The sequence below is a fragment of the uncultured Thiohalocapsa sp. genome, assembly GCF_913062725.1.
Lineage (GTDB): Bacteria > Pseudomonadota > Gammaproteobacteria > Chromatiales > Chromatiaceae > Thiohalocapsa.
Genome location: NZ_CAJXWY010000006.1, coordinates 23,892 through 47,144 on the forward strand (window position 1 = coordinate 23,892; position 23,253 = coordinate 47,144).

Consider the following 23,253-nt stretch of genomic DNA (forward strand, 5'->3'; position numbering starts at 1 on the left):
CGGCCGGCACAGGGCTGGCTGTGGCTCAATCGCCGGGCAGCAGCGGCGTGGTCGCACCCTGCTCCCGATCCGGGATGGTGCTGAACCAATCCAGCTTGTCGCGCAGGTTGACCACGTCGCCGACGATGATCAGGGTCGGTGGCTCCGGCGGATCCTCCTCGACACGGGCGAGAATCGTCTTGAGCGTGCCGGGATAGACCTTCTGCATGTGCGTGGTGCCCTGCTGCACCAGCGCAATGGGCATGTCCGGCGGCACGCCGTGCTCGATCAGCTTGTCCACGATGACGGGCAGGCCCACCAGGCCCATGTAGAAGACGATGGTCTGATGCGGCTCCGCCAGCTGGCGCCAGTTGAGGTTGATGGTGCCGTCCTTGAGATGGCCGGTGACGAAAGTGACCGACTGTGCGTAGGAGCGGTGGGTGAGTGGGATGCCGGCGTAGCAGGCGCAGCCGTTGGCGGCGGTGATGCCCGGTACCACCTGGAAGGGCACGCCTTCGGCGGCCAGGGTGTCGATCTCCTCGCCGCCGCGGCCGAAGATGAAGGGGTCGCCGCCCTTGAGCCGGAGCACGCGCTTGCCCTCTTTGGCGAGCGTCGCCAGCAGTTTGTTGATTTCCTCCTGTCGCATGGTGTGCTGGTTGCGCTGCTTACCGACATAGACGTGCTCGGCATCGCGACGCACCATGTCGATGATGGGCTTGGCCACCAGGCGATCGTAGACCACCACGTCGGCTTGCTGCATGAGCCGCAGCGCCCGGAACGTGAGGAGATCCGGGTCGCCGGGCCCGGCACCCACCAGGTACACCTCGCCCATGTCGGTGGGATTGCCGCCGGCGGCGAGCTCCCGCTCCATGTGCGCATCGGCCTCTTTCAAATGCCCGGAGAAGACCCGTTCGGCGACACCGCCTTGCAGCACGCGATCCCAGAAGCGCCGGCGGTCGCGCTGGTGCTCGAAACGTTCCTTCACCCGGTCGCGGTAGCGCGCGCAGAGCTCGGCGAGGCGCCCGTAGCCCGCCGGCACCAGGGATTCAAGCCGGGCGCGGATCATGCGCGCCAGCACCGGCGAGGCGGTGCCGGTGGACACCGCCACCACCACCGGCGAGCGGTCGATGACCGAGGGCATGATGAAGCTGCAGTCATCGGGTTGATCGGCGACATTCACCGGTATCCGCGCGGCCTTGGCCAGGGCGGCGATGCGGCGATTGACGCCGCGGTCGTCGGTGGCGGCGATGGCGAGGCGAATATCCAGCAAATCCTCGTCGTCGAAGCGGCGCTCAAGCCAGGTAATGGCCGCATCTTCGGCCACCTTGGCGGCCAATTCCGGCACCAGCGCCGGGGAGACGAGGCGCACCCGTGCGCCGGCGCGGCGCAGGTTGTGAAGCTTGCGCAGCGCGATGGGGCCGCCGCCCACCACCAGGCAGGGCGCATTGTTGATGTCGAGGAAAATCGGAAGTAGGTCCATGGTCGTCTGGGCGCGGCGCTGCGGCCTGCATTGCTCGAAATTAGGGGTGGGACGTGTTGGATCTCTGCCAGCGGCAAGGGCGCGCCAGGCGCCGGTGTCAAACCGACCCAGTGGCCCGAGCAGGGCCGGAAGCTCCGCCAGGGTCAGCGGCGCGAGCCACCGCGGGCAAGCGCACTCGGACACGATGTCCTGTCTTGACGCCGGCGCTTGTCGGGCGCGCATCGGCCCGATGGCCGGTCCATCGAAAAATCCCTCCGAGTGCCTGACTGCCGCGCGACCGGCGTGCCGGCCCGGGTCGCCGGGAGGGGGGCCGGTGCAACTGCCCCACCCCTGGAAACAGCGCCCGGTCAGACCCATCCCCAGCCTCGGCGGCGAGCGTCGCCAGATGCCGATTGCCGAGTCTGTGAAGATTCTTTAATATACTGAAATACTTGAGCAAGGGGTAGGTGCTTTAGTGGTCAACGAGATCGATTCAGAAACCCTGCAGGCACGGCTCGCCGCGGGAGAGGACGTGCTGTTGGTGGACGTACGCACCCCGGCGGAGGTCGCCCAGGGCGCGATACCCAACGCCAAGCATATCCCCATGCACCTGTTGCCGCTGCGCGCCGGTGAGCTACCGCAAGACAAGGACTTCGTGCTCTACTGCCGCAGCGGGGCCCGTTCTTACCATGCCTGTCAGTTTCTGGCGCAACAAGGCAACGACAAGGCACTCAACCTGCGCGGCGGCATCATCGCCTGGGCGCGGCATGGTTATGCGATCGGCTCCCTCACTGGTAACGGACAGGGCGGCGGGCAGGAGCGCTGAGCGGGGCCCGGCGGTTGCCCTCGGGTCCACCGCCGGCAGTTCCCCACAGCAGTTGCGCTGGCGGTGGTTTCTGCCTAATAATCAGAATCTTTGCGGTTGCTGAAATGCTTATGTTCTGCAACCTTCACTCGACAAGCCTGCGGAGGTAACCCCAGATGGCAGAATTCGATCAGGAACTGGATGCCAGCGGTCTCAATTGTCCGCTGCCCATCCTGCGGGCGAAGAAAACCCTCAACGCCATGGATGCGGGCCAGGTCCTGCATGTGATCGCCACCGATCCCGGGTCCGTGAAGGACTTCGACGCGTTCAGCAAGCAGACTGGCAACGACCTGATGGAGTCCAAGGAGGACGGTGGTAAGTTCCACTTCATGATCAAGAAGGCTTGATCGGCGCCGTCTGCGGCAGACCGTGCACGGCGGATGTCCCGGTCGGCCGGGCGCTGCCGCTCCAGACCGGGCGCTCGGGAGCCCCTGAGCGCCCGCCAGCAAACGATGAGACCGGGCTCCAAGCGGGGTCCGCCCGGAGGACAAGATGGACGAAAAGAAGCTGGCGATCATCGCCACCAAGGGCTCGCTCGACTGGGCCTATCCCCCCTTCATCCTGGCATCGACGGCGTCGGCGCTGGGCTACGAGACGCAGATCTTTTTCACGTTCTACGGCCTGCAGCTGCTGAAGAAGAAGCTGGCCCTGGAAGTGACGCCGCTCGGTAATCCCGGTATGCCCATGCCCATGGGCATGGACAAGTGGTTTCCGGTGCTCGGTCTGGCACTGCCTGGCATGCAGGGCATGATGACCGCCATGATGAAGCAAAAGATGAAAGCCAAGGGCGTCGCCAGCGTCGATGAGCTGCGCGAGCTCTGCCAAGAGGCCGAAGTCAAGCTCATCGCCTGCCAGATGACGGTGGATCTGTTCGACATGGATCAGTCGGAGTTCATCGACGGTATCGAGTACGCCGGCGCAGCGGCCTTCTTCGAATTCGCCGGCGACAGCGACATCTGCCTCTACATCTAGCCCGTCGCCCCGCCCCTGATGCCGGCGGTGTCGGGTCCCTTCCGATGCCGTCGGTCCCGTGTACCGGGCGTGCATCGGTCATGCGCCCGTGAGGTCAGAGCGCGCTTGCGCACCCGGCGCCGGCGCCGTTCAAGCGCAGGCAACTCCATCGGGCTCGGCTCGATGACCGCCCATCCACCCCCGCGACGCGACATCACCTCGGGCTGCTATGCCTTGACGGCTACGATCGTAGGCACGGCGCCCGTCGCCCGGAGCATGCCCCCGACCCAGGTGCCGAGCAAAGAGTGAGCGCGCATCGAGCCCGGTCCCGTCTCCGACGATGGCGGTTGCTCAGGCTTGCATAAAAAAAGAAGGCCACCCCCAAGCGTGGGGCGGCCTCTAAAGTTGCGCGACCTTGTGCCGCGCCTTGGGGGAAGGTGCGCCACCGACGACGCCTGGCTGCGCCGGCGGCCGTTGGCAGCGCCGGCTCAGAAAGCCTCGAAACGCTTGTTGATCCCGACGGCGAGCAAGTGCGCGTGGGAGTCGTACTTGCCGTCGTAGGCGGTTGTGCCGTTGGTCGTGCTCGGCGCCGTGAATGGGTCGTAGGGTCGGGCGCCCTGGTAATTGCGGTTTTGATTCATGACGTACATGTAGCCGGCCTCCAGTTGCCAGCCGTCACCGAGGGCTTGGCCGAGCCCGATGCTGAACAATTGGCGGTCGTTATCGGGGATACGGCCGGTGAAGTAAGCGGTGTCCACCGGCGTTTCGCCATAGGTGTAGCCGAGGCGCAGTTGGGTGCCGGGGCGCAGATCGTAGGTGATGCCGAGGCGATAGGCATTGACGTCCGACCAGTTGTTCCGATCGCTCACCAGCGTGGCGCCGGCGTCCAGCTCGATGGTCAAGGCCTCGAACTCGCTCCAGCCGGTGCGAGTGATGTTCACCTCAGCCGCGAGTGCCTCGGTCATCTCATAACGGGCGCCGATCTGCAGCCGCCAGGGCAGGCTCAGTTCCACGCGCGCGCCTTGGCTCGCAGGCAGCGCGCCTCCCTGGACCAGGGTGGCATTCTGGGCGGTGTAAAAGCCGTCGAGATCCACCGTCGCGGCAGAATGGAAATCCAGGCCCAGGCTCAGCGCATCCTTGACGTACATGGCGCTCAGGCTGAAGCCGAAGCCGGAGCCGTCGCCCTCGACGTTGGTCAGTGTGGATATGAACTGCGCATGCTTGGCCCAGTAGACGTCAACACCCGCGGCGACGGCCAAGTCATCGGTGAGCGCATAGGTGGCGGTCGGCGTGAAGGCGAGGATCTCTGCTTTGCTCTGGGTCGGCTGCGCACTGAGGGGCAGCGTGATCGGTCCGACGGGGGTCGGCCGCGTGACGGTGTCGGTCAAAGCCGGGAAGGTCCCCACGGGCCAGCGCGTCTCCAGTCCAAAGGGTGCGTTGACGCTCATGCCCACCGCCCACTGATCGTCGATGCGGATGGCGGCATTCAGCAGCGGTGCCGGATGCCACTCGGCACCTTCGCTGTCGTGTTTGCCGCTGGCGGTGCGCACGCTGAACGTGGGCCCGATCAGCAGCGCGCCGGCGGACCAGACGCTCTGCTCGTGGAAGGCGATGGCCGCGGGGTTGTAGGGCAGGGCGCCCGGCTCGTCAGGATTCGCCACCAAGGCGTTGGACACACCCACCCCCAGCACCGACGTCTCCGGCACCGAGAAGCCGGACGCAGGCGATTGTTGCACCCAAAGCACGGTCGCCGCCGCACAGCTTGCGGCGATGGTGTGGATGCGTGGATGGAGTGACATTTTATCCTCTTCAGCGTTTGCAGATGTTGTATCTGCTCAACGGCGAGACCCGACGGATGGCGGCGCGTTGCCTGTGGGTGGCAAAGATACGCCACTTTGTTGTGTTTTTCCAGGTCTGTTGTGGATTCGCATACAATGTCGGGCTGATCAGGAGCGGAAGCGGTTCCAATGGAGGCCGTGTTGACCGGGACGGGGTGGTTCTGACGATTGAAAGCTTTTGAATATTGTGGGTATCTTCGCTGATCCGGCGGTCCTGTGCTATAAAGGCAGCTTATCGGCGCAGTCGATTCTGTATGGGTTGGACCTGCCAAATCGTCCTCCGCACCGGGCGGGACAAGGTGTCGCCGACCTCGCGCATGCCGTTTGCGGGGCCGCCGGGCGGCGGCGTCGGCGCTGCGCCCCATGCCCGCCATCCCGACGCGGCTGGCTCGGGTCCGATTCACGCTCGTTCGCGATCGAGGTTCTGCGATGGCCGACCGCAGGTTACAGGTCTTCCACACCGTGGCCCGGATGCTGAGCTTCACCAAGGCCGCCGAATCGTTGCACATGACACAGCCGGCGGTGACCTTCCAGGTTCGCCAACTGGAAGAGTCTTTCAATACGCGACTGTTCGATCGTACCCACAACCGCATCAGTCTCACCGACGCCGGCGCGCGGGTCTTCGAGTACGCCGACCGCATCTTCCAACTCTATGGCGAGATGGAAAACGGCGTGCGCGAGCTCACCGGCGAGATCAGCGGGGCCCTGACCATCGGTGCCAGCACCACCATCGCCGACTACATGCTGCCGACCCTGTTGGGCGACTTCAGCACGCGTTACCCCGAGGTTGCCATCCACCTCAAGGTCTCCAACAGCGACGGCATCGTCTCCATGGTCGAGAACAACACCATCGATCTGGGTGTGGTGGAATCGCCGGTGGCCAACAAGAATCTGGTGGTGGAAACCTGCAAGCAGGATCACTTGGTGGCCATTGTCCCGCCGGGCCACCCACTGGCGGATCGCCAGCAGATCCACTTCAGGGCGCTGCTCGATTATCCGTTCATCTGTCGGGAGGAGGGCTCTGGCACGCGCGACGTCATCAACGGCTATCTCGACGGGCTGCCGGACTGCGCCGCGGGCCTCAAGGTGTCCATGGAGCTCGGCAGCCCCGAGGCGGTGAAGGGGGCCGTCGAGGCGGGCATGGGTGTCTCGGTGGTCTCCCGGGCGGCGGTGCAAAAAGAGCTAAAACTGGGTACCCTGGTGACCCTGGCGCTGGACCCGCCGCTGGTGCGCCCCTTCGCCTTCGTCCACCAGAAACAGAAGTTCAAGCTCCGGGTCATGGAAGAGTTGCTGGACTTCGCGCGCGCCTACTGCAAGGACCATCGGTCTCATGACGTCATCTGAAGCGCAAGTCCCATGCTGCCACCGGTGCTGATGCGGGACCCGTTGCGGGAGCGGGCGCAAGGCAAGCCCGGCGCCGCGACACAGCGGCGTCTGTTGCGGCTCTATCGCTCTCTGGATGCAGGTGCCCAGGACACCCTGTTGGCATTCGCAGAATTTCTGGCCCAGCGCGGCGGCACGGCGGCGCCCGCCAGCGCGCAGGCGGCTATTCCTGAGCCGGCGCCGGAGCCGCGTCCGGCCGACGAAACCGTCATCGGCGCCATCAAGCGTCTGCGGCGGACCTATGCGATGCTGGACAGCGCTACAATGTTGCAAGAGACATCATCGCTGATGGCCGCACACGTGCTGCAAGGTCGTGAGGCCGCGGCTGTCATCGACGAGCTCGAGGCCCTGTTCGCAACACGCTATGACGCCCTCAAGGCGACCGAGCAGGGGGGCGACGGCGGCGGCGGTTGAGTGCGCCTGTCAGGCGAGCTCGCGACGCTGCTGCCGGTGAGCTGACTCGAGCCAACTCATCCGCCCGCGCGCCGAGCCTCGGCTGCGGGACTTCGCGTTTCTGGGTCCACCAAGCTATCTCCAGTGTCCCGCCGAGACCATGCGTCGCGAAAGCCGATCGCTCATCCCATGCAGGTGTTGAGCGACTGGTTCCGTCGTCATTTTTCCGACCCGCAGGTGATGGTGCTGGCGATGTCCGTCGCTGCCATCGTCGCCGTGGTGCTCCTGTTGGGCGAGATGCTGCTGCCGGTGCTGGCCAGTATCGTCATCGCCTATTTGCTGGAGGGCTTCGTGCTCCTGCTGGAGCGCCACGGCTGGCCGCGTCTGCTGGCGGTGATCGTCGTGTTTCTGCTGTTTCTGCTCTTCGTGGGCTCGGTGCTGGTGGGTGTGCTGCCGCTGGTCTACCGCCAGGTGTCGGATCTGGTACAACAGCTGCCGCAGATGCTGGCCCGGGGTCAGCACCTGCTCATGGCGTTGCCGGAGCGTTATCCGGAACTGGTGAGCGCTGGCCAGATCGACGCGGCTATGGACGCCATGCGCCGGGAGGTGGTGGGCTACGGGCAGACCCTGGTGTCGGTGTCCCTGTCTTCGTTGGTGGGCGTCATCACCCTGCTGGTGTACCTGATCCTGATGCCGCTGTTGGTGTTCTTTTTTCTCAAGGACAAGCGCCTGATCCTGCGTTGGTTCGAGCGCTTTTTGCCGCGCCATCGCGGCATCGCCGGCACCGTCTGGCGGGACGTGGACCGCCAGCTCTCCAATTACGTCCGCGGCAAGTTCTGGGAAATCCTGATCTGTTGGGCGGCGAGCTTCGTCACCTTCTCCGCCTTCGGCCTCAACTACACCATGCTGCTCGCCCTGCTGGTGGGGCTGTCCGTGATCATTCCGTATATCGGCGCCTCGGTCGTGACCGTGCCGGTGTTGCTCATCGCCTGGTTTCAGTGGGGGTGGGGGGCGCAGTTCCTGTGGCTGACAGTAGCCTATCTCGTCATCCAGGCGTTGGACGGCAATGTGCTGGTGCCGCTGTTGTTCTCTGAAGTGGTGAATCTGCACCCCGTTGCCATCATCGTTGCGATCCTGGTGTTCGGTGGCATCTGGGGGTTTTGGGGCGTCTTCTTCGCCATCCCGCTCGCCACCGTGGTGAAGGCCATCCTGAGCGCCTGGCCGCAACCGGCGGAGGCGCCCGTCGCAGCGCCAGCCGGCGGCGCCCATCCCGACGCCGTGCATCGGGCCGCCGATGGCGGCTGACTCCGGTGCCCCGGGACGTCAGCAGCCCACAGCCGCCCATGCCCGCCCAGTTTCCCGTGGACGCAACCTAAGGACTTGTCATGCTGCAGTTGATTGTCGGTCTGGTGCTTTTTCTCGGCACCCATTCCATTGCCATCGTGCGCCCTGGCTGGCGCACGCAGCTGGTCGAGCGCTTTGGCGAACTGCCCTGGAAGCTCGGCTACGGCGCCGTTTCCGTGCTCGGGCTGGCGCTCATCGTGCTGGGCTATGGGGCCGCCCGCGCCACTGATCCGGTGCTGCTCTACCAACCGCCGATGTGGCTGCGCCATGTCTCGCTGTTGCTGATGCTGCCGGCGTTCACATTGGTGCTGGCGGCCTACCTGCCGGGGCGCATCCAGCGCGCCGTGCAGCATCCCATGCTGTTGGCGGTGAAGATCTGGGCGACGGCGCACCTGCTGGCCAACGGTACCCTGGCGGATCTGCTGCTCTTCGGCGGCTTCCTCGCCTGGGCCGTCGCCGATCGCATCTCACTCAAGCGCCGCCCGGAGCCGTCGGTGCCGCGCGCCCCGGCGGCGAAGTGGAACGATCTGATCGCCGTGGCGGGCGGGCTCGTGGTCTACGTGGCCTTCATCCTGTTCCTGCACCGCTGGCTGTTTGGCGTGTCGCCCGTGGTCTGAGGTCGCCAGTGGCCCTGCCGGTGCAATTTCGGCGGGGGCGGCAGTGCGCGGCCGGCGATGGTGTGTGCCGCGCGGCCTTGGCCGCCCCGACCGGCGACGCTCAGAAGCGCGCCCGCAGTTTGTCCACGAAGTGCATGAGCCCGAGGAACGGATGGTGCAGCGGCATGCGCGGGCCGGCGTAGCGCATGACTTCCACGATGCGCCCGCGCCGGCTGCTGCTGTAGCAGTGCACGGTGCAGTCGTTGCAGGGCATCTTGGATTCACCGAAGACACAAACGTCGAGACGCTGATTGGCGTAGCGCAACAGCTCGGCGCAGTCTGCGCACTGGGGGTCGGCTGCGCCCGTGTCGGCATCCGTGTCGACAGCGGCGTGAGCACGTGCGTCGGCGCCGTGGTGATGATGGTCGCGGCAGTAGATGGCGATCATCGCCGCGATGGTGCGCCGCTCGCGCTCGATGCGCCGCCCCTGGTTTGCGGGGCGCAGGCCGGCGGCACGTGGTGGTCGGGTTCGCATTTGCATGGCGCCATTATGGGCGCTGACGGGAAACCCGGGTTGATAATTGTCAATAAAAATTGACGTCGGCGATCATTGACACCCGTCGCCGGCGCCGCCCGGGCGCGACCTGCCAAGGCGGCGTTGCATGCGCTGCCGAGTCGTAGCGACTCTGCCCCGGCGCCGATGCATGCCATCGCAGGTGTTGTCCGCCGATCGCGGCGATGACCCGGCAGGGCCGTGACCGGTCACGGCCATGCGCCGTGCCGGACTCTGGTATGCCGTCATGCCCGCTGCGAAGTCGCAGCCGGCTCCGCGGCGTGAGCGGCATGTATCGACAGGAGGCGTCGCCGATGAATCCATCTGCGCTGTTGTGGCTCGCGCCGCTGTTGTTGGTGGCGGGCTGCGCCATGCAGCCCTACCCGCCGCTTCCGGGCGAGGACGTCGCTGAGACGCCCCGCGCCGGAATGCCCGGGTCTGCACCCGTGGATGGGGCCGCCACCGCGTCGGATGCAAAGATCACGGCGGCGGCGCGGCGCGAGGCCGAGCGGTCGCCCGTGTCCCAGGCGGTGCGACCGCCGCCGCCGCGCCCCGCCAGCCTGCCGGCGGCGGATCAGCGATGGCTGAAGATTTTGCTCGGTGCTCGCCGCTTCGAGTATTACGAAGACGAGCGCATGATCTGGTCGGGTAAGATCTCCGCTGGTGTCGAGGCGCATCCGACGCCGCGCGGGGAGTTCCGTGTCACCGCCAAGGACATCGACAAACGCTCGGGCAGTTACACCAACGCTTTCAACCGGCCCACGCCCATGCCCTACGCCCTGCAATTCAATGGGCCCTATTGGGTGCACGAGGGCTACGTGCCGAACGTCAATGCCTCCCACGGTTGCGTACGTCTGCGCCATGATGACGCCAAATTCGTGTATCAGCGCATGCGCATCGGCGACACTGTCACCGTGGTGGACTGAAAGTCCGCGCGGGTGCGTGCGCGGCGCGCTGTTGCGTCATCGGGGCGCAGGGTCCGATCGGGGTTGCTAGAATCCGCAGGCACCCTATCCAGCGTCCGGAGCCCCTTATGCTGATTACCAACATCGTTCTCATCGTCGCCTTCGTGCTGATGATCGCCATTGCGATTGGCCTCTCGCGGGACGGCTCGGGCAAGACCGGCCAGCGCCGCGCGCGCCCGCAGGTGCGCGTGATCGATGCGGATGCCGAAGACGAACGCTAACGCCTGTTCAACCGCACCCATCCCGCGGGCAGCGGCCCTGGTCCGCAGCGCAGATGCGCCGGATGCGTGGCCAACACGGCGCAACCGCGCTGTCCACGGGGGTTCCACTCGCGCTAGAATCGGGCGGTTATGGATCTGAATTTTCTGCCCTTCGAACAGCCCGTCGCCGAGCTCGAGGCCAAGATCGAGGAACTGCGGCACGTCGGCGACGACAATGCGCTCAACATCGCCGAGGAGATCGAGCATCTCCAGGTCAAGAGCCGCGCCCTCACCGAGCAAATCTTCTCGGGCCTCACCCCGTGGCAGATCTCGCAGCTGTCGCGGCATCCGCTGCGGCCCTACTTTCTCGATTACGCCCGGCGCATCTTCGACGACTTCCAGGAGCTCCACGGCGACCGCGCGTTCGCCGACGACCACGCCATCGTGGGCGGCTTGGCACGCCTGGACGGCCGCTCGGTGGTGGTGATGGGCCACCAAAAGGGCCGCGACACCAAGGAGAAGATCCAGCGCAACTTCGGCATGCCCCGGCCCGAGGGCTATCGCAAGGCGCTGCGTCTCATGCAACTGGCCGAGCGCTTCGGTCTGCCGATCTTCACCTTCATCGACACCCCGGGCGCCTATCCCGGTGTCGGTGCCGAGGAGCGCGGTCAGAGCGAGGCCATCGCACGCAACCTCCAGGTCATGGCCGCCCTGCGCGTGCCCATCGTCTGCACCGTCACCGGCGAGGGTGGCTCCGGCGGCGCCCTGGCCATCGGCGTCGGCGATCGGCTCATCATGCTGCAGTTCAGCACCTATTCGGTGATCTCGCCGGAGGGCTGTGCGTCCATTCTCTGGAAGAGTGCCGATAAGGCCCAGCTCGCCGCCGAGGCCATGGCCATCACCTCCGCCCGCCTCTACGATCTCGGCCTGGTGGATGCGGTGGTGCCGGAGCCCCTGGGCGGAGCCCACCGCGATGTCGACGCCATGGCCGGTTCCTTGCGCCACACCCTCATCGAGGCCCTCGGCGAGCTCGAGGCCCTGTCCCAGGAGCAGCTGCTCGCGGCCCGCTATGACCGCGTGCGCGGCTTCGGGCAGCTCAAGGACTGAGGCGATTGCGGCCACAGCGCATCGCCCCCTGCTTGTCCTGTCGCCCGCCCGCGGCTTCGCATCGGCGATCACCGCCTGCGTCGATGCACCCGGCCATGCCGCTTGCGGGCAAGCGCATGTCCTGCGCCATCGGTGGCGTGCTTGGCCGCCGATCGCCTGAGTTCCCGGGCATGCGGCGTTGTCCATCGCCTTTGCCCACCGCTGTCAACTCCCCATGCCGGCTGCCGATCGGTTAGTCACCGCAGCGCTCACCGCGGCGTTGGCGCCCGTCGCAGGCCGACGGTTGTGGATCGCCTACAGCGGCGGGCTCGACTCGCATGTTTTGTTGCATGCCGCCGCCGGACTCCGTCGGGTGCTCGGGCTTGAGCTGTGCGCGGTGCATGTACACCACGGCCTGCAGCCCGCGGCCGACGCGTGGGTCGGGCACTGCGAGCGGATCTGCGCCGAACTGGATGTGCCCTTGTGCACCCGGCGGCTGGCGTTAGCGCCGGCGACGGGTGCGAGCCCCGAGGCCGTCGCCCGGGACGCCCGCTACGGGGCGTTCCGCACCCTGCTGCGCGCGGGCGACGTTCTGGCCACCGCCCAGCACCGTGACGACCAGGCCGAGACCCTGTTGTTGGCGCTGCTGCGCGGTGCCGGTGTGCATGGTCTCGCGGCCATGCCAGCCCGGGCACCCCTCGGGGCAGGACTGCTGCTGCGTCCGCTCTTGGACCTGCCGCAGACGGCGCTGTGTGCCTATGCCGACGTGCATGGGCTGCGCTGGGTAGAGGACCCGAGCAATGCCGACATCGCGCTGGACCGCAACCGGCTGCGCCAGTCGATCATCCCGCAACTGCGCCGGCGCTGGCCGGCGCTCGACAAGACGCTGTCGCGCTCCGCTGGCCACTGCGCCGAGGCGGCGGCGCTGCTGGACGAGCGCGCCGACGAGCTGCTGGCGGTGCTCGATACTGCGCCCGCGGGCCGCACGCAGGTGCCGGTGGCCCTGTCGGTGAGCGGCCTGCGTCGCCTGGCGGGCCCGACGCAGCGTCTGGTGCTGCGGCGGTGGCTTCGGCGGCGGGGCTTCCCACTGCCGAATACACAGCGCTTACATCGCATCATCACGGAGCTGTTGCCCGCCGCCGCCGACCGTCAGCCGCTGGTGGCCTGGCCCGGCTGTGACCTGCGCCGCCACCGTGATGCGCTGTATGCGCTGCCGCCCTTGCCACCGCCGCCCGTCACGCCGCTGCGGCCTGCATCCGGGACCTCTGTGCTGGCGCTGCCGGCGCCGCTGGGCACGCTGAGCTGGGCCTTGACGCCGGCGGCGGCGGAGGCTGTGGTCAGCGTGCAGTTCGCAGCCGTGGGATTGCGCTGCGCCCGCCCGCGGCAGCCGTCGGCGACCCTCAAGGCCCTCTTCCAAGCGGCCGGCATTCCGGCTTGGCTCCGGCCCTATGTGCCGCTGTTGGTGCTGGATGGCAGTCTCGCCGGGGTCGCCGGGGTCCGGCTCTGCGGCGGCGCGGTGGCGTGGCTGCGCTGGCGGGGCCACCCCTGGACAGCGCAGGGTTGGCTCAGGCCGTTGCTGCGGCGAGCGCCCATCGACAGCGGCTGATCCCTATGGCAGGGTATGCCACCCGATAAGCTGTGAGTCGGTTTGGAGTCGTCGATGGCCCGGCAACCTTTCGCATCCATGTCCCCCTGGTATGGCGGTTATGCCTTTCAGGGCGTGGTGGTGCTCGGCACCGCCCCCATCCTGCTGCCGCTCATCGTCGGCGGCGCCGCCGGTCCGGCGGAGGCGGGACTGGTGGTTGCGGCGCTCTACATCGGTCAGTTGACGGCGCCCGTATTTGGTGCCCTCGCAGACGGTAGCGGACGACATCGACTGATCTACGCTGCGGGCTACGTGCTGCTGGCCATTGGTCTTGGCCTCTTCCCGCTGGCGGAGACGGACCTGGAATGGTTCGTGCTCGCGTTGATGCAGGGGCTCGGGGTCGCCGCCACCAATACGGTGGCGTCCATGTTCATCGTGGAATTCCGCCCCAAGGCCGAATGGGACCAACGCATCGGCTGGATGCAGACCTGCTACGGCATCGGTCAGGCGGCGGGGCTGGGGCTGGCCGCCTTGCTGCAGCAGGCGCCGACCTGGGGCATGCTGGCGTCGGCGGCGCTGATGCTGCCGGGGCTGCTCATCGGCCTGCTGGGGACGCCCCGGGGCCGGCGCGCCAAGCCTGAGACGCCGGCGGCGCAGGCCGGGGCGGGCGATAACGCCGCCTCCCGCCGGCACGCGCCGCCGCGGCAGATCCTGCCGCATGGGCACGTCGGCCCTGCCCCCTCTGCCCTGCTGGGGCGCTTTCTCGCGCATCTGCGCAGCCCCTACGCCCTGTTCATGCTCTGCTGGCTGCTGGTGATGCTCGGCACCTGGCTGATTTACAACCTTTACCCGTTGCTCATGAAGGATGTGTACGGTGTCGACGCCGGGGTCTCATCCATCTATTACGCCGTCGGCGCCGGTATCGGTATCTTCGCCTACGCGCCTTCGGGTGTACTCGGACAGCGCATCGGCGACGGCGCCGTGGTGCTCATCGGCAGTCTCATGAGCTTGGCCTCCGTCGGCGCCATGGCGGCGCTGGCGCTCTGGCAGCCGGCGGGGCTCGGGGTGCTCGGGCCGCTCGCCTTCGTGCTGCTGCCGGTGGCCTGGTCGCCGCTCATCGTCGCCGGCACGGGCTGGGCAGCGCAGTTATCCACCATGAATGAGGGCGAGGCCGTGGGCATCCTCAACTCCACCACGGCGCTCGCCAGCGTCGCCGCCGCCTTCGGCGCTGGCGTGCTGGCGAGCCGCTTCGGCTTCGATACGGTGCTCTACGTCGCCACGGCGGCGATGGTGCTGGGCTCGCTGCTGGTGCTGCCGCTGCTGCGGGCCGGCCGCAAGGGCACGGCCTAGCGGGCTGTCGGCTCAGGCCGGCGGGCGGCAAGGCCTGCGCATCGTTGCATGCATCAGCCGGCGGCGAGTGCCACGAACCGCCGGCAGCGCTGCACCAGGTCTTCGCCCGGCTCCAGCGCATGCAGGTCGCCGCCGATGAGCAGCATGCAATCGCGACCGTAAAAATCGCGCAGCTCGCGTACCCGGGCGAGTGTCATGCCACCGGCGGGCACGGGAAAGATAGGCGCAAGCCCCGCCATGGCATCGGCACAGCCGGCGGCGATGTCGCGGCAGTCCGTAGTCGAGAACGCAAAGCGCCCACCCAGATGCGGGAAGATGGCCGCATCGGCGCCGGCGAGGCGGTTCAGGCGGCCATAGAGCATCCCGGGGGCGAGGCCCGTGTCCGGGCTCAGGGCGAGGCCGCCGACGAAGGCCGGATGGCTCAGGATGGGCAGCCCCAGGTTGGCATCGGCGCTGAGCGCCCGCAGGGTATCGAAGCCCGTGAGTCCGGGGCAGATCAGCAGCCCGCCGGCGCCGGCCTCGCGGGCGGTGTGGGCGCGCGCTCGAACCACTGGCGCCGGTGCCGTGACATTCGGCAGATAGAGGCAGCGACGGCCGGTCTCGCGGTTGGCGCGGGCCACGGCTTGCGCACAGCGGGGCACGCGGTCATGAAAGGGTGAGAAGGGCTGATCGGCGAGGCCATGGTCGTCCTTGATGAGGTCGATGCCGCCCAGCGCCAGCCGGTAGGCGAGCTGCGCCAGGGCGCGGGATGACAGCCCCATGGGCTTCAGCGCGGTGCAGAGCAGGGGGCGCTCCGGCACCTGTAGCAGTCGGCGCAGTCCGGCGATGCCGAAGCGGGGGCCGGTCAGGCGCACCACCAGCGGGTCAGGCAGGTCGATGTCCATCAGCCGCACGCCGGGCTGCAGCGCGACATTGCCGAAGAGCACGTTGAGGAACTGCGTCAGCTCGCCGCCGGCGGCCTCGATGGGATAGTGGATGGCCACATCCCAGGCGCCGTCGCCGGCGGCCACCGGCCTGTCCGGGGTGCCGACGATTTGCTGGCGGATCGCCGCGTTGGGGATGAGCGCGTCCGGGAATTCCACGGTCTGCTCCAGGCAGATCTCATGGGCACGGGCGCGGGCCGCCGGCGTGTTATCGGCCCGGATGCGGTAGTGGGCCGTGAAGCGCTCGCCACTCAGGGCGAGGGGCAGCGGGTCGTCGCTGGACATATCCTCATTCCGGCACAGGAAAGACCACCAGATGATCCGCCTGCAAGCGGATGCCGATCTCCTCGCCGACGGCATGGCGGTGGTGACTGGGCACCAGGCAGAGCACTTCGGTGCCGCTGGCGAGCCTCACAGTGTACATGAACTCGGCGCCGCGGAAGGCGCGCTCGACGATCACCGCCTTTCTGGGGCTCGATTCGTCATAGACCATGTCGTCCGGGCGAATGAGCACCTCCGCGGAGGTGCCGGGGGCGAGGCCGTGCGGGCGCTCGCCGGCGACGCGCCCGAGCTCGGTTTTTACCCGCAGCTCGTCGTGCACGGTGGCGGGCAGCAGCACGCCCTGGCCGATGAAGTCCGCGACGAAGCGGTCGGCGGGCTCATGGTAGAGGCTGAAGCCGGTGCCCCACTGGTGCACCCGGCCGCCGCCGATGACGCCGATGAGATCGGCCATGGCAAAGGCTTCCAGCTGGTCATGGGTGACGAGTATGGCCGTCACGCCCTCGCGCTTGAGGACATCGCGGACCTCGCGCGCGATCTGCTCGCGCAGCTCCGCATCCATGCTGGAGAAGGGCTCGTCCAGCAAGAGGATTTGCGGGCGTGGTGCCATGGCTCGCGCCAGGGCCACGCGCTGCTGCATGCCACCGGAGAGCTCGTGGGGATACTTGCGGGCGGCGCCCGTCAGGCCCACCAGCTCCAGCAACTCTCCCACCCGCCGGCGGCGCGCTGCGGGGGGTTGCCCGCGCAGGCCGAAGGCGATGTTGCGGCTGACGCTCAGGTGCGGGAAGAGGGCAAAGTCCTGGAATACCATGCCGATACGCCGCCGCTCCGGGGCGAGCGTGTAGCCGGGCCGGGACACCTGCTCGCCATGCAGGCGGATCTCGCCGCGGCTGACGGGCTCGAAACCCGCGATGGCGCGCAGCAGTGTGGTCTTGCCGCAGCCGGAGGGGCCGAGCAGGCAGCCGATATTGCCGGCCTCCAGCACGAAGGCGATGTCCTGGACCACGGTGGTGTCGCCGTAGGCGACGCTGACGTCGACCACCGACAGTTGGCTCGCGCTGGCGTTGGTCTCTGCAGGGGCGCCGGTGGCGGCGTCCTGAGCGGACGGCGTTGGGAGTCGGGAGCGGCAATCGGGCATGTGGCTCAGGGTCTGCGGCGAGCGGTGAATCAGAAGCGGGCCGGGCGCGCCGGGACGCTGGCGGCCTGTCCGCGGGGTGGCTTGTCGTCACGGCGGCCGTTCGTGCGAATCGGGCATTTGCGCGCTTCGGCGGCGCACCTGCCACGTACAAGTCGCTGCGAGCCTGCGGTCGACAGCATCGTGTCGTGCCCGGCCCCCGTCACCGCGTTGCCGCCATTGGTGTTCGCCGACACGCGATCGCCCGCCGGCGTCTGGTTGCGATCGAGCACGCAGGGCACAGGTCGCCGGCCGTTGGACGCTACATGCTAGGATTATCGACGATTCGGCCCATGGCGCACAGGCCTGCGGTTGCTTTGATGCGTTGGCTTTGGGCATCGATGCTTCGGAATGCCAGCGGTACTGACACCCGCCAACCAGGATTGCGTCGGCGTTCGGCGCCCGCGCAGCCACGGCGCATCCGCACTGGTTGCTTCGTGATGCACTCGAGTGCCCGCCCCAGCGCCGGTTGCTGCAGCCGCCGAGTCGCCGCCGAGCCGTCCACGCGGGCGGCGGGGCAGCGCTCGACGCCGGGCCGCACAGGGGGCTTGAAAGCCGTGCGCCCCGCATTGACTTCCGCTGCGCAGGCAGCGTCCGCGGCCACCGCCCCGCGGCGGCTGAATTCCCTGCGACGAGCGCCTTGAATAAGCGCGAATGCACAATACAATAACCGAGTAATCTACTCAGAAATCGGAGCGAGCCATGAGTGCAACACCCGACGACGTCCTCCCCGGCGACACCAAGACGGCGGCGCAGACCTCCACGAAGGCGGCGCAGGCCGAGGCGGAGTACGGCCATCTGGTCAAGTCCGAGTACGAGCACGGCTTCGTCACCGCAATCGAGTCCGACACCCTGCCGCCCGGCCTGGACGAGTCTGTCATCGCCATCATTTCCCAGCGTAAGGGTGAGCCCCAGTGGATGCTCGACTGGCGCCTGGCGGCCTACCGCAAATGGCTCGACATGCCGACGCCCGAGTGGGCGGCGGTGCACTATCCGCCCATCGACTATCAGACCATCTCCTATTTTTCGGCGCCGAAGAAAAAGGAGCTGAAGAGCCTGGACGAGGTGGACCCGGTGCTGCTCGAGACCTACGAGAAGCTCGGCATCCCCATCGAAGAGCAAAAGGCGCTGGCCGGCGTGGCCGTTGACGCCGTCTTCGACAGTGTCTCGGTGGCCACCACCTTCCGCGACAAGCTCGCCGAGGCCGGTGTGATCTTCTGCTCCATCTCCGAGGCGGTACAGGAATACCCGGAGCTGGTGCGGAAATACCTGGGCAGCGTCGTACCGCCGACGGACAACTTCTACACCGGGCTCAACTCCGCGGTGTTCACCGACGGCACCTTCGTCTATGTGCCCAAGCATACCCGCTGCCCCATGGAGCTCAGCACCTATTTTCGCATCAACGAGGCCAAGACGGGACAGTTCGAGCGCACGCTCATCGTCGCCGACGAGGGCAGCTACGTCAGCTACCTGGAAGGCTGTACCGCCCCGCAGCGTGACGAGAACCAGCTGCACGCCGCGGTGGTGGAGCTGATCGCACTCGACAATGCTGAGATCAAGTACTCCACGGTGCAGAACTGGTACCCGGGCGACGAAGAGGGCCGTGGTGGCATCTACAACTTCGTCACCAAGCGCGGCGACTGCCGCGGCGACAACTCCAAGATCAGCTGGACCCAGGTGGAGACCGGCTCCGCCATCACCTGGAAGTACCCGAGCTGCATCCTGCGCGGCGACAACTCCGTGGGCGAGTTCTACTCGGTGGCCGTCACCAAGGGCAGACAGCAGGCGGACACCGGCACCAAGATGATCCATCTGGGCAAGAACACCCGCTCCACCATCGTCAGCAAGGGGATCTCCGCCCAGCACGGCATCCAGTCCTACCGGGGCCTGGTGCGCATCGCCGGCAAGGCCGAGGGGGCGCGCAACCACACCCAGTGCGATTCATTGCTCATCGGTGACAAGTGCGCCGCCAACACCTTCCCGTACATCGAGGTGAAGAATCCGACGGCGAAGATGGAGCATGAGGCCACCACATCGAAGATCAGCGACGATCAGCTCTTCTACTGCCGCTCCCGCGGCCTCACCGAAGAGGACGCCGTTTCCATGATCGTCAACGGCTTCTGTAAGGAGGTCTTCAACGAGTTGCCGATGGAATTCGCCGTGGAGGCGCAGAAGCTGCTCAGCATCAGTCTCGAGGGCGCCGTCGGCTGACGCGCAGCAGCCGGGCATCGCCCCGGTGCGCGGTGCCCACCGGCGCCGGTGCCACCCGCTCGCCGCAAACGCAGGGCGGCGAGCGACACCGATATGGTCGCGGGGCTTCTTGCTCCGCACTCCAGCCGTTGCGCCATCCGTGGAGGCGTCACGGTGTTAACGTAAAAGCAAGCCGCATCCGATGACAGGCGCACGGATGCCGTCAGCCGATTGGGAGTCGAACATGTTGTCAATACAAGGCCTGAAGGCCGAAGTCGACGAGAAAGAGATCCTCAAGGGACTCGATCTGACTGTGGGCGCCGGCGAGGTGCATGCCATCATGGGCCCGAATGGCTCCGGCAAGAGCACGCTCGCACACGTGCTTTCGGGGCGCGAGGGCTACGCGGTCACCGGCGGCAGCGTCACCTTCGACGATCGGGACCTGCTGGCGCTGGAGCCCGAAGAGCGCGCCTGTCTGGGCCTGTTTCTGGCCTTCCAGTATCCGGTGGAGCTGCCGGGCGTCAACAACACCTACTTCCTCAAGGCGGCGCTGAATGCCAAGCGCAAATACCACGGCGAGGACGAGTTGGATGCCGTCTCCTTCCTGCGCCTGATGAAAGAGAAGCTGAAGGTGCTGCACCTCGACGACTCGCTGCTGAAGCGGCCGGTGAATGTGGGTTTCTCCGGCGGCGAGAAGAAGCGCAACGAGATCTTCCAGATGGCGCTGCTGGAGCCGAAGCTCGCCATTTTGGACGAAACCGATTCCGGTCTCGATATCGACGCGCTGCGCGTGGTGGCCAACGGCGTCAACGCCCTGCGCAGCCCGGAGCGCTCCATGCTGGTGGTCACCCACTACCAGCGCTTGCTCGACTACATCGAGCCCGACTATGTCCATGTACTGGCCAAGGGCCGCATCATCCGTTCCGGCGGCAAGGAACTGGCGCGGGAGCTGGAAGACAAGGGTTATGGCTGGATCGTCGATGAGGCCGCGGCATGAGCGCGCAGGCACTGAAGTCCGATATCACCGCCACGGCGCCGGTACCGGAGGCCAGCCCCTTCGACCGCTGGCTGCCGGCGACGCCGGCCACCGCCGAGCCCGACTGGCTCGCACGCATCCGCGCCGCCGCCCTCGCGCGGGTACGCAGTGAGGGTGCCCCCACGGGCAAGTCCGAGGGCTGGCGCTACACCGGCCTGCGCACCCTGCTGGAGCAAGGCTTCACGGCCGTGGACGAGCCGCTCAGCGCCTTGCTGCCCGAGGACATCGACGAGGTGCTGGTATCCGGGCTGGACGCGCATCGTGTGGTCATTGTCAACGGTCGGTTTACGCCTCAGCTCTCCGACCTGTCCAACCTGCCTGCGGGAGTGCGCATCAGCCCGCTATGCACCGAGCTCGCCGGGGCGCAGACGGCCCTGGCCGATCACCTGAACGCCGTGGCCGGGGAGGGTGCGCATGTCTTTGCGGCCCTGAACAGCGCGGGCTTCGAGGACGGCATGATGCTGCACGCCGAGCGCGGCACCCTGGTGGAGCAGCCCATCGAGCTGCTGCACCTCTCCGTCGGCATGGACGAGCCGCGGATCGCTCAGCCGCGGCATCTGATCAGCCTCGGTGACGGCGCCCAGGTCGCGCTCATCGAGCGCTTCGCGAGCCTTGGGGACGCGCTCTACGGCAATAACGCCCTCATGGAGATCCGGCTCGGGCGTGATGCGGCGCTCAAGCACAGGCGTATCCAGCTGGAGAGTCCGAGCGCCTTCCACATCTCGGGCGTTTATCTCAGCCAGGCCGCCAACAGCCGCTATGATGGCATCAATGTGGGGATCGGCGCGCGTTGGGCGCGCACCGATCTGGTGACCCGCTTCAGCGGCGAGTACGCCGAATGCAATCTCCAGGGCTTGTATCTGGCCGGCGACAAACAGTTGTTGGACTATCACCTGGATGTGCACCACGGGCTGCCGCACTGCGCGAGTCGAGAAAACTTCAAGGGCATCGTCCACGGCAGAGGCAAGGCCGTGTTCGACGGTTTGGTATACGTGGCCAAGGACGCCCAGCACACGGACGCCGAAATGTCCAACCGCAATCTCCTGCTGTCGGAGCATGCGGAAGTGGACACCAAGCCGCAGCTCGAGATCTATGCCGACGATGTCAAGTGCAGCCATGGTACGACCGTGGGTCAGATCGAGCCGGAGATGCTCTTCTATTTGCGCTCCCGCGGTATCCCCCAGGCGCTGGCACGGCGGATGCTCTGCATCGGATTTGCCGGCGAGATCATCGACGCCCTGGGCAATGACGCCCTGGCGGCGTACGTCGCAGAGGCCGTCGGCCACCGATTGGAGGCCGTGCCGCTGTAGGGGGCAACCTGACTCTCCTTCGGGAGGCGAACCGAAACCCATTCCGGGCTCGCATGCTGGGACTCGCGCCCGGAAGCCGTAACGGTGGTGAAGTGATGAATAGACTTGCGCGTTTCGCCGGCTTCGGGGCCGGTCGTCAAGAAGGCGTCGATCGTGATGAGACCGAGGTCGGCACCGCCGCCACGGTGCCGGCGCAGGGTGATGCCGCCACCGCCGCACCCGGCGGCGAGGCCCTGCGGGAGCCCATCATCGCGGCGTTGCGGGAGGTCCATGACCCGGAAATCCCGGTCAACATCTATGATCTCGGTCTCATCTACAAGATCGACATCGGCGAGGACAACCACATCGCCATTGATATGACCCTGACGGCGCCGGCCTGTCCTGTCGCCGGCATGATGCCGGTGATGGTCAAGGACGCCGTGAAGACCGTCGACGGCGTGGGTGAGGTCGACGTCGAGCTGGTGTGGGATCCACCCTGGAGCCCGGATACCATGTCCGACGCCGCCAAGCTGCAGCTCGGTATGCTGTAGCAGGCAGGCGTGTGGTCGGGACCGAATCAGCAGCCCACAGGCAGGGCCGCGGCTTCGCCGCGCCCACGGGCGGCGCCAACACGGCTGCTCCGGCGTCCGAGTTCGCCAGCGGCTCACTCGTAGAAGCCGACCTCGGCGATACAGAGCTCGGCGTGCATCACGCGGCCGATGGCGACGACGCCAAGGCGCTTCAGGCGCGTCGTATCCAGGGCCGGCACGAGGCGGTGGGGGCTGAAGGCGGCGAAGGGGAGGTGGATCTCTCGCCAGGTCGTGTCCGCAATAAAGTCTGCACGATATGACTGCCATGGCATGCTGGTGGCCGTCGTTTTGAGATGCACGTTGTAGGTCTCGCCATTGCCGCGCACCAGCAGCCGGACGCCGGCGAATTGGCTGGCGTCCAGCGGGCCAGACCGGGACAGGTCGAGGTTCACCTGCACGAAGCCGCCGTTGTTGGCCAGGCTGACGTCGCCTTGCAGACACAGCGCCTGGCGGCCGTCCAGCGTGCGGCGCCGCAGCGCCGCGCTCGACACGCCGCCCATCACCTGATCGGTCACGAGTCGCCAGGGCGTGCCGAGACGCGACAGCCCGTCGGCGGCGGCAAAATCATCGATGAGGCCGCCGGCATCGGCGCCGGCGATGGTGGTGAACAGGGTGGTCATGGCCAGGAGTCGGGCAGCCCGTCGCATGGCGACAGTCTGCATCAGCGGTGCGACCCTGTCATCCTGGGAACGCCTGCGACGCAGTCGACTTCGCCTTCGCCGGCGACGCAACGCTGTTCGCAGGTGATACGCTCACCTGCCACGCCCGTTGTCGTGCGCCAACCAGACACCTGCCATGAGGAGTACATCATGTACGGATTTTCTACAACCGTGGATACCGGCTTCGACGAGACCATCACCCGCGTCACCGCAGCGTTGAAGGACGAGGGCTTCGGTGTGCTGAGCGACATCGACGTCGCCGGCACACTGAAAGCCAAGCTCGACGTGGCGCATCGCCCCTACCGCATTCTGGGTGCCTGCAACCCGCAGCTGGCGCACCAGGCGCTGACCGCGGAGCCCGACATCGGCCTGTTGCTGCCCTGCAACGTGGTGGTGCGGGCCGAGCCGGACGGGCGGACATCGGTGCTTTTCATGGACCCGGCGGCGGTGTTGGGGCTGGTGAACAATCCGCAGGTGCCCGCGCTCGCATCCGAGGTTCGCGAGCGCCTCGATCGCGTGGTCACCGCCCTTTCCGGCTGATCAGGCACGCCCCATCGGGGGCGTTG

General features: G+C 67.1%; 24 protein-coding genes. 17 read left to right on the forward strand and 7 right to left on the reverse strand.

The features are described from left to right. Positions 1-25 precede the first annotated feature (25 nt). On the reverse strand, positions 26-1,459 hold the full coding sequence (gene cysG / locus QZ588_RS02580) for a siroheme synthase CysG (protein ID WP_295539531.1): 1,434 nt from the start codon (positions 1,457-1,459) through the stop codon (positions 26-28). A gap of 454 nt (positions 1,460-1,913) precedes the next feature. Between cysG and QZ588_RS02585 the strand changes: the two genes are divergently transcribed. The 3 genes from QZ588_RS02585 to QZ588_RS02595 all read left to right on the forward strand — a co-directional run bounded on the left by QZ588_RS02585 (position 1,914) and on the right by QZ588_RS02595 (position 3,275). Then, on the forward strand, positions 1,914-2,264 hold the full coding sequence (locus QZ588_RS02585; RefSeq protein ID WP_295539533.1) for a rhodanese-like domain-containing protein: 351 nt from the start codon (positions 1,914-1,916) through the stop codon (positions 2,262-2,264). Between the two features lie 155 nt (positions 2,265-2,419). Continuing rightward, a complete protein-coding gene (locus QZ588_RS02590) occupies positions 2,420-2,650 on the forward strand; it encodes a sulfurtransferase TusA family protein (protein WP_295539535.1) in 231 nt (76 codons plus the stop codon). A gap of 145 nt (positions 2,651-2,795) precedes the next feature. Then, positions 2,796-3,275 (forward strand): DsrE/DsrF/DrsH-like family protein, encoded by a 480-nt coding sequence (locus QZ588_RS02595; RefSeq protein WP_295539537.1) that lies wholly within the window; start codon positions 2,796-2,798, stop codon positions 3,273-3,275. A 467-nt stretch (positions 3,276-3,742) separates the two neighbouring features. Here QZ588_RS02595 and QZ588_RS02600 read toward each other — a convergent pair whose 3' ends face one another. Next, positions 3,743-5,053, reverse strand: coding sequence for a porin (locus QZ588_RS02600; RefSeq protein ID WP_295539540.1), 1,311 nt, complete (start codon positions 5,051-5,053; stop codon positions 3,743-3,745). A gap of 468 nt (positions 5,054-5,521) precedes the next feature. On the opposite strand from QZ588_RS02600, the gene QZ588_RS02605 reads away from it, so the two are divergent. The 4 genes from QZ588_RS02605 (at position 5,522) to QZ588_RS02620 (ending at position 8,829) form a co-directional block, all read left to right on the forward strand. Beyond that, positions 5,522-6,436: a LysR family transcriptional regulator gene (locus QZ588_RS02605; protein ID WP_295539543.1), complete on the forward strand. Its 915-nt coding sequence runs from the start codon at positions 5,522-5,524 to the stop codon at positions 6,434-6,436. 12 nt (positions 6,437-6,448) lie between these two features. Beyond that, positions 6,449-6,889, forward strand: a complete 441-nt coding sequence (locus tag QZ588_RS02610; RefSeq protein ID WP_295539545.1) for a hypothetical protein — start codon at positions 6,449-6,451, stop codon at positions 6,887-6,889. Between the two features lie 168 nt (positions 6,890-7,057). Next, positions 7,058-8,173 (forward strand): AI-2E family transporter, encoded by a 1,116-nt coding sequence (locus QZ588_RS02615; RefSeq protein ID WP_295539548.1) that lies wholly within the window; start codon positions 7,058-7,060, stop codon positions 8,171-8,173. Between the two features lie 80 nt (positions 8,174-8,253). Further along, entirely contained in the window at positions 8,254-8,829 is a 576-nt protein-coding gene (locus QZ588_RS02620; protein ID WP_295539550.1) for an NnrU family protein, read from the forward strand. Between the two features lie 100 nt (positions 8,830-8,929). Here the strand turns inward: QZ588_RS02620 and QZ588_RS02625 are convergent, their stop codons facing one another. Further along, a complete protein-coding gene (locus QZ588_RS02625; RefSeq protein ID WP_295539554.1) occupies positions 8,930-9,349 on the reverse strand; it encodes a nitrous oxide-stimulated promoter family protein in 420 nt (139 codons plus the stop codon). A gap of 326 nt (positions 9,350-9,675) precedes the next feature. On the opposite strand from QZ588_RS02625, the gene QZ588_RS02630 reads away from it, so the two are divergent. The 5 genes from QZ588_RS02630 to QZ588_RS02650 all read left to right on the forward strand — a co-directional run bounded on the left by QZ588_RS02630 (position 9,676) and on the right by QZ588_RS02650 (position 14,547). Continuing rightward, positions 9,676-10,287: a L,D-transpeptidase gene (locus QZ588_RS02630; protein WP_295539556.1), complete on the forward strand. Its 612-nt coding sequence runs from the start codon at positions 9,676-9,678 to the stop codon at positions 10,285-10,287. Between the two features lie 107 nt (positions 10,288-10,394). Then, entirely contained in the window at positions 10,395-10,547 is a 153-nt protein-coding gene (locus tag QZ588_RS02635; protein WP_295539558.1) for a hypothetical protein, read from the forward strand. Between the two features lie 129 nt (positions 10,548-10,676). Beyond that, complete coding sequence (locus QZ588_RS02640; protein ID WP_295539561.1) at positions 10,677-11,633, forward strand: acetyl-CoA carboxylase carboxyltransferase subunit alpha; 957 nt, start codon at positions 10,677-10,679, stop codon at positions 11,631-11,633. Positions 11,634-11,847: 214 nt separating this feature from the next. Continuing rightward, positions 11,848-13,218: a tRNA lysidine(34) synthetase TilS gene (gene tilS / locus QZ588_RS02645; RefSeq protein ID WP_295539564.1), complete on the forward strand. Its 1,371-nt coding sequence runs from the start codon at positions 11,848-11,850 to the stop codon at positions 13,216-13,218. Positions 13,219-13,272: 54 nt separating this feature from the next. Then, positions 13,273-14,547, forward strand: a complete 1,275-nt coding sequence (locus QZ588_RS02650; RefSeq protein WP_295539567.1) for an MFS transporter — start codon at positions 13,273-13,275, stop codon at positions 14,545-14,547. A gap of 53 nt (positions 14,548-14,600) precedes the next feature. Here QZ588_RS02650 and QZ588_RS02655 read toward each other — a convergent pair whose 3' ends face one another. The 3 genes from QZ588_RS02655 to QZ588_RS02665 are packed head-to-tail and all read right to left on the reverse strand — an operon-like array spanning position 14,601 to position 17,156. Next, positions 14,601-15,755, reverse strand: coding sequence for a RuBisCO large subunit C-terminal-like domain-containing protein (locus QZ588_RS02655; RefSeq protein WP_295539568.1), 1,155 nt, complete (start codon positions 15,753-15,755; stop codon positions 14,601-14,603). Between the two features lie 4 nt (positions 15,756-15,759). Continuing rightward, positions 15,760-16,887, reverse strand: a complete 1,128-nt coding sequence (locus tag QZ588_RS02660; protein WP_295539571.1) for an ABC transporter ATP-binding protein — start codon at positions 16,885-16,887, stop codon at positions 15,760-15,762. 29 nt (positions 16,888-16,916) lie between these two features. Next, positions 16,917-17,156 carry a hypothetical protein gene (locus QZ588_RS02665; RefSeq protein WP_295539574.1) on the reverse strand — a complete coding sequence of 80 codons (240 nt, stop codon included), beginning with the start codon at positions 17,154-17,156 and terminating at the stop codon, positions 16,917-16,919. 469 nt (positions 17,157-17,625) lie between these two features. Here QZ588_RS02665 and sufB point away from each other — a divergent pair, with 469 nt between their 5' ends. The 4 genes from sufB (at position 17,626) to QZ588_RS02685 (ending at position 21,989) form a co-directional block, all read left to right on the forward strand. Beyond that, positions 17,626-19,134, forward strand: coding sequence for a Fe-S cluster assembly protein SufB (gene sufB, locus QZ588_RS02670; RefSeq protein WP_295539577.1), 1,509 nt, complete (start codon positions 17,626-17,628; stop codon positions 19,132-19,134). A 223-nt stretch (positions 19,135-19,357) separates the two neighbouring features. After that, complete coding sequence (gene sufC / locus QZ588_RS02675) at positions 19,358-20,110, forward strand: Fe-S cluster assembly ATPase SufC (protein ID WP_295539580.1); 753 nt, start codon at positions 19,358-19,360, stop codon at positions 20,108-20,110. Continuing rightward, complete coding sequence (sufD, locus tag QZ588_RS02680) at positions 20,107-21,459, forward strand: Fe-S cluster assembly protein SufD (RefSeq protein ID WP_295539582.1); 1,353 nt, start codon at positions 20,107-20,109, stop codon at positions 21,457-21,459. The genes sufC and sufD overlap by 4 nt, the downstream gene beginning before the upstream one ends. 95 nt (positions 21,460-21,554) lie before the next feature. Next, complete coding sequence (locus QZ588_RS02685; RefSeq protein WP_295539584.1) at positions 21,555-21,989, forward strand: SUF system Fe-S cluster assembly protein; 435 nt, start codon at positions 21,555-21,557, stop codon at positions 21,987-21,989. A gap of 113 nt (positions 21,990-22,102) precedes the next feature. On the opposite strand, the gene QZ588_RS02690 is transcribed toward QZ588_RS02685, so the two are convergent. Beyond that, entirely contained in the window at positions 22,103-22,675 is a 573-nt protein-coding gene (locus tag QZ588_RS02690) for a CIA30 family protein (RefSeq protein WP_295539587.1), read from the reverse strand. 162 nt (positions 22,676-22,837) lie between these two features. Between QZ588_RS02690 and QZ588_RS02695 the strand changes: the two genes are divergently transcribed. Beyond that, positions 22,838-23,227, forward strand: a complete 390-nt coding sequence (locus tag QZ588_RS02695) for a DUF302 domain-containing protein (RefSeq protein ID WP_295539589.1) — start codon at positions 22,838-22,840, stop codon at positions 23,225-23,227. The last annotated feature ends 26 nt before the right edge of the window (positions 23,228-23,253 follow it).

Bases quoted from the DNA above. Each gene is read 5' to 3' on its own strand.
- cysG (WP_295539531.1), bottom strand. From the start codon at position 1,459: ATGGACCTACTTCCGATTTTCCTCGACATCAACAATGCGCCCTGCCTG.
- QZ588_RS02590 (WP_295539535.1), top strand. From the start codon at position 2,420: ATGGCAGAATTCGATCAGGAACTGGATGCCAGCGGTCTCAATTGTCCG.
- QZ588_RS02595 (WP_295539537.1), top strand. From the start codon at position 2,796: ATGGACGAAAAGAAGCTGGCGATCATCGCCACCAAGGGCTCGCTCGAC.
- QZ588_RS02600 (WP_295539540.1), bottom strand. From the start codon at position 5,053: ATGTCACTCCATCCACGCATCCACACCATCGCCGCAAGCTGTGCGGCG.
- QZ588_RS02605 (WP_295539543.1), top strand. From the start codon at position 5,522: ATGGCCGACCGCAGGTTACAGGTCTTCCACACCGTGGCCCGGATGCTG.
- QZ588_RS02610 (WP_295539545.1), top strand. From the start codon at position 6,449: ATGCTGCCACCGGTGCTGATGCGGGACCCGTTGCGGGAGCGGGCGCAA.
- QZ588_RS02615 (WP_295539548.1), top strand. From the start codon at position 7,058: ATGCAGGTGTTGAGCGACTGGTTCCGTCGTCATTTTTCCGACCCGCAG.
- QZ588_RS02620 (WP_295539550.1), top strand. From the start codon at position 8,254: ATGCTGCAGTTGATTGTCGGTCTGGTGCTTTTTCTCGGCACCCATTCC.
- QZ588_RS02625 (WP_295539554.1), bottom strand. From the start codon at position 9,349: ATGCAAATGCGAACCCGACCACCACGTGCCGCCGGCCTGCGCCCCGCA.
- QZ588_RS02630 (WP_295539556.1), top strand. From the start codon at position 9,676: ATGAATCCATCTGCGCTGTTGTGGCTCGCGCCGCTGTTGTTGGTGGCG.
- QZ588_RS02635 (WP_295539558.1), top strand. From the start codon at position 10,395: ATGCTGATTACCAACATCGTTCTCATCGTCGCCTTCGTGCTGATGATC.
- QZ588_RS02640 (WP_295539561.1), top strand. From the start codon at position 10,677: ATGGATCTGAATTTTCTGCCCTTCGAACAGCCCGTCGCCGAGCTCGAG.
- tilS (WP_295539564.1), top strand. From the start codon at position 11,848: ATGCCGGCTGCCGATCGGTTAGTCACCGCAGCGCTCACCGCGGCGTTG.
- QZ588_RS02650 (WP_295539567.1), top strand. From the start codon at position 13,273: ATGGCCCGGCAACCTTTCGCATCCATGTCCCCCTGGTATGGCGGTTAT.
- QZ588_RS02655 (WP_295539568.1), bottom strand. From the start codon at position 15,755: ATGTCCAGCGACGACCCGCTGCCCCTCGCCCTGAGTGGCGAGCGCTTC.
- QZ588_RS02660 (WP_295539571.1), bottom strand. From the start codon at position 16,887: ATGCCCGATTGCCGCTCCCGACTCCCAACGCCGTCCGCTCAGGACGCC.
- sufB (WP_295539577.1), top strand. From the start codon at position 17,626: ATGAGTGCAACACCCGACGACGTCCTCCCCGGCGACACCAAGACGGCG.
- sufC (WP_295539580.1), top strand. From the start codon at position 19,358: ATGTTGTCAATACAAGGCCTGAAGGCCGAAGTCGACGAGAAAGAGATC.
- sufD (WP_295539582.1), top strand. From the start codon at position 20,107: ATGAGCGCGCAGGCACTGAAGTCCGATATCACCGCCACGGCGCCGGTA.
- QZ588_RS02685 (WP_295539584.1), top strand. From the start codon at position 21,555: ATGAATAGACTTGCGCGTTTCGCCGGCTTCGGGGCCGGTCGTCAAGAA.
- QZ588_RS02690 (WP_295539587.1), bottom strand. From the start codon at position 22,675: ATGCGACGGGCTGCCCGACTCCTGGCCATGACCACCCTGTTCACCACC.
- QZ588_RS02695 (WP_295539589.1), top strand. From the start codon at position 22,838: ATGTACGGATTTTCTACAACCGTGGATACCGGCTTCGACGAGACCATC.